9 protein-coding genes and 1 pseudogene are annotated in these 14,379 nt (G+C 59.8%); 6 read left to right on the forward strand and 4 right to left on the reverse strand.

The window, feature by feature from the left end; genetic code table 11:
- Positions 1–78: 78 nt before the first annotated feature.
- Positions 79–2,574, reverse strand: coding sequence for a substrate-binding domain-containing protein (locus A7A09_RS21225; protein ID WP_245999044.1), 2,496 nt, complete (start codon positions 2,572–2,574; stop codon positions 79–81).
- Positions 2,575–2,697: 123 nt separating this feature from the next.
- Between A7A09_RS21225 and A7A09_RS00230 the strand changes: the two genes are divergently transcribed.
- Positions 2,698–3,813, forward strand: a complete 1,116-nt coding sequence (locus A7A09_RS00230; protein WP_211340998.1) for a LacI family DNA-binding transcriptional regulator — start codon at positions 2,698–2,700, stop codon at positions 3,811–3,813.
- A gap of 866 nt (positions 3,814–4,679) precedes the next feature.
- On the opposite strand, the gene A7A09_RS21940 is transcribed toward A7A09_RS00230, so the two are convergent.
- The 3 genes from A7A09_RS21940 to A7A09_RS00245 form a co-directional block, all read right to left on the reverse strand.
- Positions 4,680–5,237, reverse strand: coding sequence for a M20/M25/M40 family metallo-hydrolase (locus tag A7A09_RS21940; protein WP_106689274.1), 558 nt, complete (start codon positions 5,235–5,237; stop codon positions 4,680–4,682).
- On the reverse strand, positions 5,158–7,227 hold the full coding sequence (locus A7A09_RS00240) for an oxidoreductase (RefSeq protein WP_106689997.1): 2,070 nt from the start codon (positions 7,225–7,227) through the stop codon (positions 5,158–5,160). The genes A7A09_RS21940 and A7A09_RS00240 overlap by 80 nt, the downstream gene beginning before the upstream one ends.
- 87 nt (positions 7,228–7,314) lie before the next feature.
- Positions 7,315–8,256, reverse strand: coding sequence for a LysR family transcriptional regulator (locus A7A09_RS00245; RefSeq protein WP_106689275.1), 942 nt, complete (start codon positions 8,254–8,256; stop codon positions 7,315–7,317).
- A gap of 546 nt (positions 8,257–8,802) precedes the next feature.
- On the opposite strand from A7A09_RS00245, the gene A7A09_RS00250 reads away from it, so the two are divergent.
- The 5 genes and pseudogenes from A7A09_RS00250 to A7A09_RS00275 all read left to right on the forward strand — a co-directional run bounded on the left by A7A09_RS00250 (position 8,803) and on the right by A7A09_RS00275 (position 14,365).
- A complete protein-coding gene (locus A7A09_RS00250) occupies positions 8,803–9,876 on the forward strand; it encodes an ABC transporter ATP-binding protein (RefSeq protein WP_106689998.1) in 1,074 nt (357 codons plus the stop codon).
- The gene (locus A7A09_RS00255; RefSeq protein WP_106689276.1) at positions 9,873–10,811 is read left to right on the forward strand and encodes an ABC transporter permease; all 939 of its coding nucleotides are present in this window, start codon (positions 9,873–9,875) and stop codon (positions 10,809–10,811) included. The genes A7A09_RS00250 and A7A09_RS00255 overlap by 4 nt, the downstream gene beginning before the upstream one ends.
- On the forward strand, positions 10,808–11,611 hold the full coding sequence (locus A7A09_RS00260) for an ABC transporter permease (protein WP_106689277.1): 804 nt from the start codon (positions 10,808–10,810) through the stop codon (positions 11,609–11,611). Before A7A09_RS00255 ends, A7A09_RS00260 begins: the two co-directional genes overlap by 4 nt.
- A 31-nt stretch (positions 11,612–11,642) precedes the next feature.
- Positions 11,643–12,659 (forward strand): extracellular solute-binding protein, encoded by a 1,017-nt coding sequence (locus A7A09_RS00265; protein WP_106689278.1) that lies wholly within the window; start codon positions 11,643–11,645, stop codon positions 12,657–12,659.
- 222 nt (positions 12,660–12,881) lie between these two features.
- Positions 12,882–14,365: pseudogene (locus A7A09_RS00275) on the forward strand (amidohydrolase).
- Positions 14,366–14,379: the final 14 nt, after the last annotated feature.

Here is a 14,379-nt window from a genome sequence, read left to right on the forward strand (position 1 = left end):
ATTCCTCGATCAGGCGCCCGTCGCGCATGTGCAGGATCCGGTCCGCGTTGAAATAGACCTCCGGCGCCTCGTCCGAGATCAGCAGGATCGCCAGCCCCTCTTTGGCAAGCTGGTCGATGACGGCGAAGATCCCGGCGCGGGCGCGACATCGACACCGACGGTCGGGCTGTCGAGGATCAGCAGCCGCGGTTCGGTCGCCAGCCATTTCGACAGCACGATGCGCTGCTGATTGCCGCCCGACAGGGTTGAGACGGGATCTTCCGGCGCCCCGACCTTGACCCGAAGCCGCTGGATCCAGTGATCCACGAGGCGTTGTTTTTTCGTCGGGGACAGAAGCTTGCCGGCCCCCAGCAGCCGGTCCAGCACCGTCACGACGGTGTTGTCGGCGATGGATTGCGGCTGGACCAACCCCAGCGACAGCCGGTCTTCGGACACATAGGCGATGCCCGCGCGGATGGCGTCGCGGTTCGACCGCATCCGCAACGGCGCGCCCTGCCAGGTGATGCGCCCCGCATCGGGCCGGGTCATGCCGAACAGCGACAGCGCCAGTTCCGTCCGCCCGGATCCGAGCCGCCCGGTCAGGCCGACGATCTCTCCCGGTGCGATGGCAAAACTGACATCTTCATATTCGCCGCTGCGCGACAGGTTCTCGACCGACAGGATCGGGGAGGGCTCCTCCGTCTTTTCGGGTCGAGCGGCATAGTCGAAATTGCTGCCGGTCATCAATTCGGTCAGCCGCGCCTGTGTCATCCCCTTAGTCGGATAAGTGCCGACATAGCGGCCATCGCGCAGCACGGTCACGCGCGACGAGATGTCCAGCACCTCTTTCAGCCGGTGCGAGACAAAGACCACGGCAATATTCTGTTCGCTCAGCCGCCGTACGATCTCGATCAGCGCGTCGGTTTCCTTCTGCGACAGGCTGGCGGTGGGTTCGTCCATGAAGACCAATCTCGCATCGGCGACAAGAGCGCGGGCAATGGCGACCAGCTGGCGATTGGCGATGGAGAGGCTGCGGACAGGCGCATCAAGCGGAATGTTCACGCCCAGACGGTCGAGGATCGCCCCCGCCTCGGCCCGCATGGCGCGGTTGTCGACCAATGCGGGTCGGGCGCCCAGATTGCGCTCGAAGGCGATGTTCTCGGCGACCGACATTTCCGGGAACAGCGCCAAATCCTGCCAGATGACCTGAATCCCCAGCGCGCGCGCCTTGGCTGGGTCGAGGCCGGTCATATCGGTGCCGTCCCATTCCATGACCGCGCCCGCCTCGGGCCGGTGCACGCCGCTGATTGTCTTGATCAGCGTCGATTTTCCGCAGCCGTTTTCACCGGCAAGGCACAGCACCTCGCCGGGATAGATATTGAAGGTGATGTCATCCAGCGCCTGAACGCCACCAAACCTTTTGGATACATGTTCGAGCCGCAGAAGATAGGCGCCGTTGCCGGTCGCGGTGTTGGTCATGACAGGATTCTCCTCGCGCGGCCCGGAGGAACCGGCGTCGATGTTGTGCTGGAGAGAATGAGGAGATGGGGCTGGCGGGGAGGGCGCCAGCCCCTCCCGGGGCCGTCCTGTTTCAGAGGCCCATGGCCGCAAGATCGTCGACGGTCTCGTCGTTGATCTCGACCAGCTGGTCGACGATGATGTCCTTGTTCTCGACATCCGGCTGGACGACGCCCAGCCCCTCGATCTCCATCCCGGCCTCGACGCTTCGCCATTGGCGATCATGTTGCCGAGCGTCACGAAGACCTCGCCCGCCTGTTTGGGGTTCCACATATAGCCGCCGGTCAGGATGCCGTCATGCATGAGACTGCGACCTTGACCGGGCGAGAACGGCCCCATCACCAGAACCTCGCCACCCTTGCGGCGCTCCTCGACCGCGCGGGCCGCACCGATCGGGCCCTGGCTGCCGAAGGCGAGGAAACCTTTCAGGTCGTCATGCGCGCGCATGAGGTCAAGCGCGGTGCGGCGCGAGGCGTCCACATCCTCGGCCACGCCATAGCGGTCGCCTGCGGGTTCCATATCGGGGTAATTCGCTTCGATATAGGCGATGGCGGCGTCGGCCCAGGCATTGTGCAGGGGCACGGTGAGACCACCGACGAAGACGGCATATTTGCCCTGACCGTTCAGCATCTCGCCGAGCTGCTTGCCATAGGCCTCGCCAAAACCTTGCGCCGAGGCGAGCTCGAAGTTCCAGTCGACATTTTCCTGATCGGGCGATTCATGGGTCAGGACATGGATGCCCTGTTCCCTGGCGCGGGCCAGCACGGGTTCCAGCACTGCGGCATCGTTCGGCACCACGCCGATCACATCGACGCCCTGTGCGATCAGATCTTCTATGGCGCGGACCTGCAAGGCGGGGTCGGCACTGGTCGGCCCGACCATGAAGGCGTTCACGCCCAGTTCCTCGGCGCGTTCCTTGATCCCGGCTTCCATCGCGTTGAACCATGGAATGCCGCCGATCTTCACCACCACGCCGATGGTCGTCTGGTCGTCCTGCGCAAAGGCACCCCCGGCCAGAAGCGTGCTGGCGACAGCGGCCCCGATCAGGCTGCGGCGGGTAAGGCCGAATTTGATCATCTGTTCCTCCCTTCGTGATGGACGGCGCCTGCCGGTCGTGGCGGGCCCGATGGCTGCTAAAAGGTTTTAGCTTTCCAGTTTGCTAAAACCTTTTAGCTGGTGTGTCAACGAGAAATCGTGATAGTGACGACATGTGGCGGGGCGCCCCAGGTCGGATGGCAAGGTGCGCTGCCTGCAAGAAAGGGCGCGAACCTTATGCGAGAGTCAAAAAAGCGGCATACGATCAGAGACCTGGCTCAGGCGGCGGGGACCTCGGTTGCGACCGTCAGCCTGGTGATGAATGGGGGCTGGAAGGCCCATCGCATCAATCCTGAGACCGCCGAACGGGTCAGGGAACAGGCAAAAATTATGGGTTATCGGCCGAATCAAAGGGCGCAGGCATTGCGGCTGAACCGGTCATCACTGTCCGGGCTGATGATTCCCCATCATCGCAACCGCTTCTTTGCCGGCTTGACCGAGAATTTCGAACGCGAATCGCTGAACCGAAACCTTGTCCCGATTATCGGCAGCACCCAGCGTGATCCGCGGATAGAGGATAAAATCGCGGATTCGATGATCGCGCAGGAGGTCGAACTTCTGGTACTTGCCGGCGTCGAAAACCCGTCGCGTATAAATGCCATCTGCCGTGAGGCTGGCGTTCGATGCGCGAATGTCGACTTGCCGGGAAAGGATACATTCTCGGTGGTGACGGACAATATGAACGGGGCGTATCAGCTGACCCGCCGCCTGTTGTCCGGGCTGTCCGGGAATGTGCCGGTCATGTTTCTCGGCGGGCGCAGGCAGGAATACGCGACCGAATTGCGACTCGACGGGTTTCGGAAGGCGCTGATAGAGATGGGCCGGGACGGGGAAGCCGCGACCGTGATGTGCTGCGGCTATAGTCCGCAGGCTGCCTATGAGGCGCTTGAACATGTTGTTGGATCCGGCGAGGCGCTGCCTTGCGCATTGCTGGTAAACTCGATTTCTGCGTTTGAGGGGTTCGCGGCCTTCTGGCGCATCAATCCCAGCTTGTTCGAAGGTGCTCGGATCGCAAGTTTCGACTGGGATCCGTTCGCCGCTTGCCTGCCGATCGACGCGGTCATGCTGCGGCAGGATGTCGAAGGATTGATCGCTCGGTGCTTCGAATGGTTCGACGCCAGCGAAGAACGCGCCGGCGAAATGGTCTTCGTAACGCCGCGTCTGATGGTCGATGATCTTGCTGATGACGGAAAAACCGGTTCAGATGTCGATGGGGAGTAATTACCCAGAACTGCTTGACAGCCTGAGCGAAATGGTTGCCGGACTGTTGAGTTTGAGCGGATCTGTGCTGTGGCGGGCAACAGTCCACCAAGCCTCGCTGCGTCCATCTGGAATAGTATGGAGTGAAAGGTGAAGGCGAAATTTAACAGTTATTTATGTCGGTGAGGAGCTTTTCCGGTTTTGGGCTTGGTTCATATCGGACCGCGAAGGTGCTGCGGCGATCGGAAAGCTATTAGTCTCAATGAAGGCGCGCAACCGGGAGCGCATGGCGATCGTCGTCATGCGCCGCCTGATCTGTTAGCGCGAAAGTGTCGTTGAAGAGCGCCAGTAGAATCATCTTTGTCGTGGGCCAATATCAATAATCCTGGGTGTCCATGCTAATGTTTTTATTAATTATTCATGTTGTGTCTGAGATCACCGGCCGTAGCTGTTTGTATGGGGCTCTTCTCGATTGCCACCTCAATCATACGCAGGCCCTACAGAATCCTTCACGGAACAGGTAAAGTAACAGCAATGGCCGCGCTAAATGTCGGACCGGTGTATAACGGTCTTGAGGTTGTCGAGTTGGTGGTTTCGCGTTCCTCCCACTCCAGACCGCGCCGGACTTCAAGGTCATCAACAGCTTGTCGCCTTTCTGCCGCAAGCGGATCTCGACCGAATCCGAAGGGGGGCAGATAGCCTTGCCGCACAGGAGTGGCCTCCGCCCCGTCCAGATCAGGCATCCAGGAATTCGGGCTCGATTTCGGTTGTGTATGCCCATCACAATCGCTCCCTCATATTCTGGCAGAGTGTGTCATATGCCTACCCGGCAACACGCCCGCCGTATAGCTGGCGGCCGGTGCAGGATGCCCGCCCTCCTGATGAGCTTACCGAACTCGATCAGTTGCCTTGAGGCTTGGAAGCATCTGAGGAGTATCTGGGTGCCCGACCTCCTCATTACAGGCAATCGCGATCATCGGTGGCCGGTTCAGGCGCGTTTGGGCCGCGTGTTGAGCCATTGACAGCATGGAGGCCATAAAGCCCCTCATGTCCGTGGTCCCCCTGCCAAACAGCATTTCGTCGTGACATCTCAGGCGAAAGGGATCCCCCATCCATTCCTGCCCGGCTACCGGAACCACATTGCTATGAGCCGAAAGTAATCCCCCCTGGGCCATCATCGACCAATCATGCCAGCAGACCGGCCTTCGTGCCGGTGGGATCGGGCAATCGCTCGGTCCGAAAGCCCGTTCCGTCAGCAGGCTCCCGACCTGTCCGATCAGTTCAAGATTGCTCTCAGCACTGATGATCGGAAAAGCAACCAGCTGTTCAAGTATGTCCAGCGTAGCAGTCTGGGGCTGGCTGTCGTCATTCTGCAGCGAGCTCGGTGATTTCCCGACGGAAGGGCAATGCGTCTCCCAGCGGTGCACAGTCCAGTTCGCGAGCATAGCGGTGGCCGGCGTAGGTCGCCCAGGCAATCGGTCCTGCGGCTTCGGCGTCGCCAAAGAGTTTCACCGACCTGATGCCCGCATCGCTCCAATCTTCCTGCCGCGCCAGCAGTTCCTGGTACAACAGATCATCGCCGACACGTGAGGTCACCACCACGACCGCATCCGCCGCGTAGCTGCAGGTCTTGCCGGTATAAACGCAATTGCTGAGCACGTGATCGGCGGCGATTTCGGTTATCCCCCGGTTCAGCACGATTTCGACACCCATCTCGTCAAGCCGGGCGTGGATTGTTGCCTGTTCCAACGTGTTGTTGGTCCAGTCCGAGACATAGGCCGAGGGCGTGATCAGCGTAACCCTGGCCCCTTTCCGAACCAGAAGTTCGGCAAGGACGCCCCCCATGTAGTAATGATCGTCGTCAAAGATCACCACGTTGCCGCCGGGAATCCTGCCCTCCATCAGATCGTCCGGGGTATAGATTGCAGCTTTGTCAGAAATCATCATCGGAACGACATGCTGCCGCGCGACGCCGTCCCGGCGCCAGGTCGCGCCGGTGGCGATGGCAATGTTCTGAAAACCGAATTCCATGATATTCTCGGCGGTCAGTTGACTGTCGAGATAGGTCTCCACATTTGCCCGCTGGCTCAATTGGTATGCGCGGTAATCCCTGACGCGCCCCCATGCGCTCAGCCCCGGCAGCCTGCATTCACGTGCTACTCGCCCGCCGATCTCGGTCCGGGCCTCGGCGATCGCGACATCATAGCCGCGCCGGCACAATGCCCATGCCGCCTCCAGTCCTGCTGGACCGGAGCCGACGATCAGCACGTTTTCGCTGTCGCCCTTGGCGTTCATATGCTCGGGATGCCAGCCCTTGCGCCATTCTTCCATGAAGGTCGGGTTCTGCGTGCAGCGGCTGATCGACATGGTCATATCGCCGGTGATGCAGATATTGCAGCCGATGCATTCGCGAATATCCTCGATCCGGCCTTCCTCGACCTTTTTCGGCAGGAAGGGATCGGCGATGGACGGTCGGGCGCAGCCGATGAAATCCAGCGTGCCGGACTTGATCATCTTCACCATCACATCCGGCGAGGTAAAACGACCGACCCCGACCACAGGCTTGCCGGAGAGTTCGCGGATGCCGCGTACCAGTTGCTCTTGCGCGGCTTCTTCCTTGAAGCGTGATGGCCCCGAACAATCTTCCCATGTGCCATGCGCCAGATCCCATAAATCCGGCAGGTCACGATTCATCTCGATGAATTCGCGCAGTTCCGAGTTGGAGAAGCCCAGCTCTCCGATGGATTCGTCCAGACTGACCCGCAGGGTCAGCCCCATCGTATCGCCCACGGCGTCGCGAATATCGGCAATCACTTCGTTCACGAAGCGGGCGCGGTTCTCCAGCGAGCCGCCATATTCGTCGGTTCGCTGATTGGTCGCACGGCTCAGGAAATGCTGAAAGATGCCAAAGCCATGCGCGCCGTAAAGACAGATCAGGTCGAAACCGGCCAGTTTCGAGCGTTTTGCGGCGTTCACGAACCAGCGGCGAAGATCGCGTATTTCGGATTTCGACAGCGCGCGGGCCTGAACCGGGTCATTGGTAAAGGTTCTGATCGGCAGGGGCGAGGGGGCCAGCGGAACCTCCTTGGTATAGAGGTTCGGGCCGTTGATCCCGGAATAGGCCAACTGGATACCGGCCAATGCGCCATGGGTTTTCATCTTCTCGGACATTCGGCGCAGTTGCGGGATGTCCTTGTCCTCCCATAGCCGCAACTCGATGAAAGGGGTGATCTCCGAGCTATGATGCATTTCGCATTGTTCAGTGAAGATGACGCCCCAGCCACCTTCCGCCTTGGTCCCGCGCATCTCGGCGGCGGCAGAGGGATCGCGGTATCCCCCGCCATTGCAATGCGGGACTTGGTAAAAGCGGTTCTTTGCGATGACAGGACCGATCCGCATCGGCTCGAACAGCACATCGTAGCGAGGGTCGCGCAATCTATTCTCCATCTCGGTTTCCCGTCACCATAGCTGGCGGCAAGGCAAAGAAAATTCGTGCTTGCATAACTCTCGCTTCGGCAGAAGCTAATCCGGCTGCGGCCTTACCCCCAGCAACCGGTTGGTCTGGGCCTCGATCCAGCTTTGGGCATGGGTCACGAAGGCCTTGTGAAGCTGGGTCCGGTCAGTGGCCGCGCCCATCAGCAATCCCAGTTTCATCGGCCGCTGATCGCCGGACAGGGGAACGAAACGCAATGGCTTTCCGTCCGGGGCTTGATCGTAGATCGGGCGAACATTGACGATCGAATAGCCGAAACCGTTAGCGACAAGGCCGCGCATCACCGCCATGTCGCGGGTCCTCTCGGTGATATTTGCCCGCAAACCGGCCTTGGAGAAGAAGGACAGAAAATAATCCGCGCTATGAGGTAAATCCAGAAGCACCATGGAATGCGGCGCAAGTTCCTGGATCGAGACAGAGGATTGCCGCGCCAGTGGATGATCGTCGCCCATCGCGACAACGGGCGGCAATTCGATGATAGGAAAGAACCGCAGATCGCGCGGCAAATCCAGATCATAGGTCAGCGCCATGTCGATCTTGGCTTGCCGCAGCAAACTGAACAGTTCGGACTGATCGGCCTCGACCTGCGATATCCTGACCTCGTCATGCGCTTCCAGAAAGCTGCGTCTGAGCCCCGGCAGCACGATCTGCGCGAAGGTGCTCAGGCACCCGATCGCCAGTGGCCCACGGATCGAGCCGGACAGGTCTCCCGCCAGATCGCGCAGCGCCGCCGCCTGCCGCAACACCATCTGCGCGTGATCCAGCAACTTGCGCCCCGGCAATGTTGGCGTCAGGCCCTGCGCATGATGGCGAACGAAGAGCTGGACCCCCAGTTCCTCTTCAAGCTGCGAGATACCTGCCGAAATCGACGGGGACGAAACATTCACCTGCTGTGAGGCAGCGGCAATGCTGCCCGTTTCGCCAACAGCAACGAAATATTCCAGTTGCCGCAGCGTGTAACGAAGGGGCATTCCTGACCTCGCTTCCGTCGTAATTCCGGAACGCCCGCAATTCCGGTTCCTTCCTGCCTGGCGCGTTTGCTCCGTGACGGGTGATCGCGGATGAATGTTCCGGACCCTCCGGGGTGAGCGACGCAAACTTGCCAAGGGCAATATCGCCCAAACCATCGCGCCTCACAAGAGAACCTGCGTCGGAGCAATCGGTTCGGCAACAGTCCGGTATCGGGTAAAACCGGCGGATCGATCCTGCCCGTTCGATATGCATGGCTGAGCACAGGGTAGGCAGAGCCGTTCGAAGACGCCGGGGAATTTAGCTATTCTTGCAATGATTTCTGTACTTTAGTTTCATCCTAACCAGAGGTTCCGAAAGTCCTCATTTACTGAACGGATCGTTTCACCATTCAATGCAGGACTATGGACATGGTAATCGACAGCCTCAAGAAACCCAGCCGAACGGTATTCTCCCCGTTCTCGAACTTCGTCGCCCGGTTCGGGCGGGAGCAAACCGCCGAGATTTCGACGCCACAGCCAGTCCCATGCCAGGATGAAAGCCGCCAGATGAATCAACAAAATGCGATCGAGGTCGTAGGAGTTTCCAAGCATTTCGGCACCTTCCGGGCATTGAAGTCCATCAGTTTCGAGATCCGGAACAATGAATTCTTTACCATGCTGGGACCATCGGGTTGCGGAAAGACGACCTTGCTGCGAATGCTTGCGGGTTTCGAAAACCCCAACGAAGGCACGATCCTGTTGAAGGGACGGAACCTGGTGGATGTCCCGCCTCACAAGCGGCGCGTGAATACCGTTTTTCAGAGCTATGCGCTTTTTCCACATATGACGCTGGAACAGAATGTCGCCTTCGGGCTCGAGAATCTGGGATGGGACAAATCCCGTATCCGTAACCGCGTCGGCGAAATGCTGGAACGGGTGCATATGTCCGATTTCGCCAGGCGGAAACCGGCGCAATTGTCAGGTGGCCAGCGTCAACGGGTGGCACTGGCCCGTGCTCTTGCTCCCGAACCCGAGGTCTTGCTTCTGGACGAGCCCCTGTCGGCCCTCGATCTCAAATTGCGGCAGGCAATGCGGAACGAATTACGCAATCTTCAGCGGGATACCGGGATCACCTTCGTTTTCGTGACGCATGATCAGGAAGAGGCCCTCGACATGTCGGACCGTATAGCCGTGCTGGGCGACGGAGAGGTGCAGCAACTCGGCTCGCCGACACAAATCTACGAGGAACCGGTCAATCGTTTCGTGGCGGATTTCGTGGGCGAGACGAATTTCGTCGAGATCGAGGTCCTCGAAAGCCGGGATGGCTGGGCCACGATCCGCACGCCGTTCGGGCAGGTCATGACCGTGCCGACACCCGGACAGGTGCAACCCGGCATGGCGACGCTTTCAGTTCGCCCGGAAAAAATCAATCTCGGCAATCAGGCCCAAGGAAACACCTTCAACGCCACGGTGATCGGCAAGAATTACATGGGCGGCTACACCCATTACATTTTGGAGGCCAACGGAATCGAGTTCCGGGCTTCGCGCCGCAATGCGTCGCGCGAAGGTGACACGATCCCGGTGAACAGCACTGTTTCGGTCGATTTTGTCCAGGCCGCCGTGCGGGTGCTTGCATCATGAGCGACATCGCTCATCACGATCCCGTATTACCCTCGGTGGCCGCCGAGCCGTCACGCGGGGGAATCTGGCGAAACCTCGCTGTTTGGGGATTGCTGCCATCCTGGCTGCTGATGGGCTTTGCGCTGCTAGTTCCCATTATCATCATCGCCGCGGTCTCATTTGCGACGCGTGGTGCCTATGGGGGTTTCGATTGGGGCTTCAACCTCGCCGGCTATCGTCAGATCCTGTTCAACGAAGGGTGGACGGGCGAACTGGAGTTCACCCCGCAATACATGGTTATCATCCTGCGCACATTGCTGCTTGCGGGGACCACGACCCTTTTGTGCCTGCTGATGGCTGTGCCGGTCGCTTATTACATTGCCAATCAGCCACGGCACCTGAAAACGATCTTGGTCTATCTGGTTACCCTGCCATTCTGGATCTCGATGATCCTGCGCATCTATGCCTGGATGATTATCCTTGGCCGCCATGGCCCGATGCCGCGTCTGCTGGAATTGTTCGGAGCGCCGGGCGGGCTGAGCTTCATGTATAATGACGGTGCCACGCTTGCGGCCATGGTCTACACCTATATGCCGCTGATGGTGCTGCCTGTCTTTGCCTCCATCGAAAAGCTGGACGGCACGCTGATCGAGGCGGCCCACGATCTTTACGGGAACCGCTGGATCACCTTGCGCCGGGTCATCCTGCCGCTGACGGCACCCGGCATCGCGGCAGGTGCGATCCTTGTCTTTGTTCCCGCGCTCGGTGCGGTATTGGAGCCGACGCTGATGGGCGGCGGGAAGCAGATGATGATGGGCTCTCTGATCCAGCTTCAATTCGGCGGCGGCCGTAACTGGCCCTTCGGCGCGGCCATCGCGATGACGCTTCTGATCTTCGTGACCATCGTGCTGATCCTGATCGCTCGTCGTGCCGCCATGAGGGAGGTCACCACATGAGCGACCGCAACGACGTCAAACGCTATCCCGGTCTCGGTGCGCTGAGCTTGCTGTTCTTCGTCTATCTCTACGCGCCTCTGGCCGTTGTCGTGGTTTACTCCTTCAACGAGAACCGCATCACAGGCGTCTGGACGCAGTTCTCGACGAAATGGTATGCATCCGCGCTGCAGAACGATGCACTGATGGACGCGTTGAAAACCTCGTTGATCGTCGCGGTAACCGCGACGGTGATCGCGACGACCATTGCGCTATCGGCGGCCCTCGCGATCATTCGCGGCAGGGATCTCCGCTTCCGCAGGGTTTCCGAGACGGTCGTGAACCTGCCTTTGCTGCTGCCCGAGATCGTGCTGGCCGTGGCGACGCTGATCCTGTTTTCGCTGATCGGCCTGCAAAACGGCATGTTGAAGCTGATCATTGCTCATTCGGCTTTCTGCACGCCCTTTGCCTTCCTGCCCATCCGCGCGAGATTGCAAGGCATGTCGCTGGATTTCGAGGAGGCGGCAAGCGATCTTTACGCGTCGCGGCTGACGGTGTTTCGCCGGGTCACGCTGCCGTTGATCCTGCCGGGACTGTTTTCGGGAGCGATGCTGGCTTTCCTGATCTCGATGGACGATTTCATCACCTCGAATATGCTCAGTTCCGGCGGAACGACCACCTTGCCGGTCTATATCTTCTCGCTGATCCGCGCCGGCACCTCGCCTGAACTGAACGCCATCGCGACCATGCTGATCCTGGCCTCTTTGATCCTCGCAACAATCGCGCTGCTTGTCGCGTCCCGCGGCGAGCGCGACCACGAATAATACTAACAAGACGTCCAACAGGAGAATAATCATGACAAAATATCTCGTTGCCACGGCCCTTGGGCTTTGCCTTGCGTCAACCGCGCAGGCCGAAGGGAAGCTCAACCTGTATGTGTGGTCCGAGTCGATATCGCCCGATCTCATCGAAAAATTCTCCGAAGAGCATGATGTCGATGTCAGCGTGGATGGTTATACCTCGAACGAGGACCTGCTGACCAAGCTGCAGGCCGGCGCATCGGGTTACGATATCTCGACCCCATCCCAGCATTTTCTGCGCATCATGATCGATGAGGGGCTGATCGAGGATTACGATGCCAACAAGCTGGAAGCCTATGAAAACATAGATGAGCGCTGGCGCAACCAGTGGTGGGACGAGACTCAGGAATACTCGATCCCGATCGCCTATGGCACGGCCGGGTTCGCGGTGAATACCGAAAGTTATGACGGTCCCCTGGACAGCCTCGAATATTTTTTCGAACCCGGTGAGGAACTGACGGGCAAGATCGCGATGCTATCCTATCCCGACGAGGTGATTGGCGCCGCCCAGCTTTATCTCGGTGTTCCCTTCTGCTCGGAAAATCCGGACGAGATGAAGAAGGTGCTTGACCTGCTGATGGCGCAAAAACCCGATGTCGCCGTCTATTCGTCGGACAATATCGACAGTCGCTTGGGGTCCGGTGAGGTCGCGGCGCATTTCTGGTGGGACGGTGAGGAATTGAAGGCCCGCACAAATGGCGCGCCCCTCGCCTATGCGATGCCGAAAGAGGGACTGGTCGGCTGGATCGACAGCATGGTGATCCCGAAGGGTGCGCCGAACCGAGACAACGCGATCGAGTTCATCGAATTCATGTCCACGCCCGAGAACGCGACCGAGCAGATGAACTTCTATGCCCATTCTTCGCCGATGAAGCTGATCCAGGAGGACGTGGTCTACACCAAGGAGAAAGCGCCTGAGCTGTATCCCGAAGTTCCTGTCGAATTCTCCCGCACCTGTTCGCCTCAGGCACAGGATCTCGTCACGCGCGTCTGGACCCAGTTGCTGCAATAACGTCCTGGCATGGGCGGCTTGCCGTCCATGTGGAATGCCGGAGGAAACATGTCGGCCAGTATTGTCATTCTGAACGCACGCATTCGTGCGCTGTTCGCACCTGCCGGAACCACTGCGATCGCCATCAAGGGCGATCGCATCATGGCACTTGGCGACGTTTCCACCATGCGGGCACATATCGGACCGGAAACCCATGTGATCGATGCCGGGGGGCGCGAACTGATGCCCGGCTTCATCGAAAGTCACCTGCACCTGTTCATGGGCGGGGCGACGCTTTCGATGCTGAACCTGGGCTCGGTTTTCGGGTTCGAGGCCGTGCAGGCCGCTTTCGCCGCTTTCATCCGGGACAATCCGGGCGATGACATTCTGTTCGGATATGCCGTCAATTACGTGATCTTCGGCGAGGATCGCCGCCCGGACCGGCATATCCTTGACCGGATCGTAGTTGACCGACCGCTATGCCTGTTGGCGACCGATCTGCATTGCGCATGGGCAAACACACGCGCGCTGGAAATGGCGGGCATCCTGCATGGCGCGGATGTCGGACCGGGCGCGAGGTGGTGATGGGGGAGGACGGGACGGCCACGGGCGAGTTGCGCGAATTCGCCGCGATGAATCGGGTCAAGATGCTGTCCCGGCTGAAGGGGCGGGACGGGCTCGATTACAAGGGGGATGAAGCTCTGCCCGAAGAGGATCGCGCTCATGATCGTGGGCTTATCCGCCTTGCCGGGGAATACTGCGCCCGGCACGGGATAACCACCGCGGTCAATATGGACGGCAATCCGTATCAGGCCGGCCTGATGCGTGATCTTGCGCGGGCAGGCGAAATGCCGGTGCGGGTCAGCCTGCCGCTACGATTGGTTGAGGGTGACGGTCCCGAAGGTGTTTCGCGCATCGATGATTTTGGCGAAGAGGTGCCGGGCTGGCTGCGTTTCGGGCGGATCAAGCTGTTCATGGATGGGGTATATGACACCTGGACGGCCCTGACCGTCAGCGACTATCCCGACAAACCCGGTTTCCGCTCGGAACCGCTGATCGCGCAGGAGACCTTTGACGCGATCTGCATCGAGGCCGACCGGCGCGGTTTCCAGATCGCCACCCATGCCGTGGGGGACGGAGCCGTGCGCGCCGCGATCAACGGATATGAGGCTGCCGCAAAGGCGAATGGTCCGCGTGATGCCCGTCACAGGATCGAGCATATCGATACGGTCACGCCCGAGGCTCTGGATCGTCTCAAGCCGCTCGGGATCGTGGCCTCCATGCAGCCGGTCCATCCGCCGGGCTCGGCCGGATTACCGCTGGAGCCGACGATCTCGATCATGGGAAAGATGCGTTGGGCGACGGCTTTCCCTTGGCGGATGATCCATGACCGTGGCGTTCCGCTTGCCTTCGGAACCGACTGGCCGGTTTCACCGATTTCGCCGCTATATGCGATCCATTGCGCGTTGACGCGGCACCCATGGTCGGATGACATGCCCGATCAACGCCTTGCATTGGATGAATGTCTGACCGCCTATACCAGCGGCGGTGCCTATGCCGATTTCGCCGAGGATCGCAGGGGAGCGTTGCGGGTTGGTTACGACGCCGATCTCGTGCTGATCGACGGGTCGCTCGAAGATCTTGCGCAAGCGCCCGATGCGGCTGAGGTGGCTCTGACGATCTGCGGCGGCCGGATCACTTATATGCAGGGGCAATTCCGAGAATAGCGGCACATGCTCCA

Source organism: Paracoccus methylarcula (assembly GCF_003007735.2).
Lineage (GTDB): Bacteria > Pseudomonadota > Alphaproteobacteria > Rhodobacterales > Rhodobacteraceae > Paracoccus > Paracoccus methylarcula.

Excerpts from the sequence above, each read along its gene's own strand:
- A7A09_RS21225 (WP_245999044.1), bottom strand. The coding sequence starts at position 2,574 with ATGATCAAATTCGGCCTTACCCGCCGCAGCCTGATCGGGGCCGCTGTC.
- A7A09_RS21940 (WP_106689274.1), bottom strand. The coding sequence starts at position 5,237 with ATGCTCGCGAACTGGACTGTGCACCGCTGGGAGACGCATTGCCCTTCC.
- A7A09_RS00245 (WP_106689275.1), bottom strand. The coding sequence starts at position 8,256 with ATGCCCCTTCGTTACACGCTGCGGCAACTGGAATATTTCGTTGCTGTT.
- A7A09_RS00250 (WP_106689998.1), top strand. The coding sequence starts at position 8,803 with ATGAATCAACAAAATGCGATCGAGGTCGTAGGAGTTTCCAAGCATTTC.
- A7A09_RS00255 (WP_106689276.1), top strand. The coding sequence starts at position 9,873 with ATGAGCGACATCGCTCATCACGATCCCGTATTACCCTCGGTGGCCGCC.
- A7A09_RS00260 (WP_106689277.1), top strand. The coding sequence starts at position 10,808 with ATGAGCGACCGCAACGACGTCAAACGCTATCCCGGTCTCGGTGCGCTG.
- A7A09_RS00265 (WP_106689278.1), top strand. The coding sequence starts at position 11,643 with ATGACAAAATATCTCGTTGCCACGGCCCTTGGGCTTTGCCTTGCGTCA.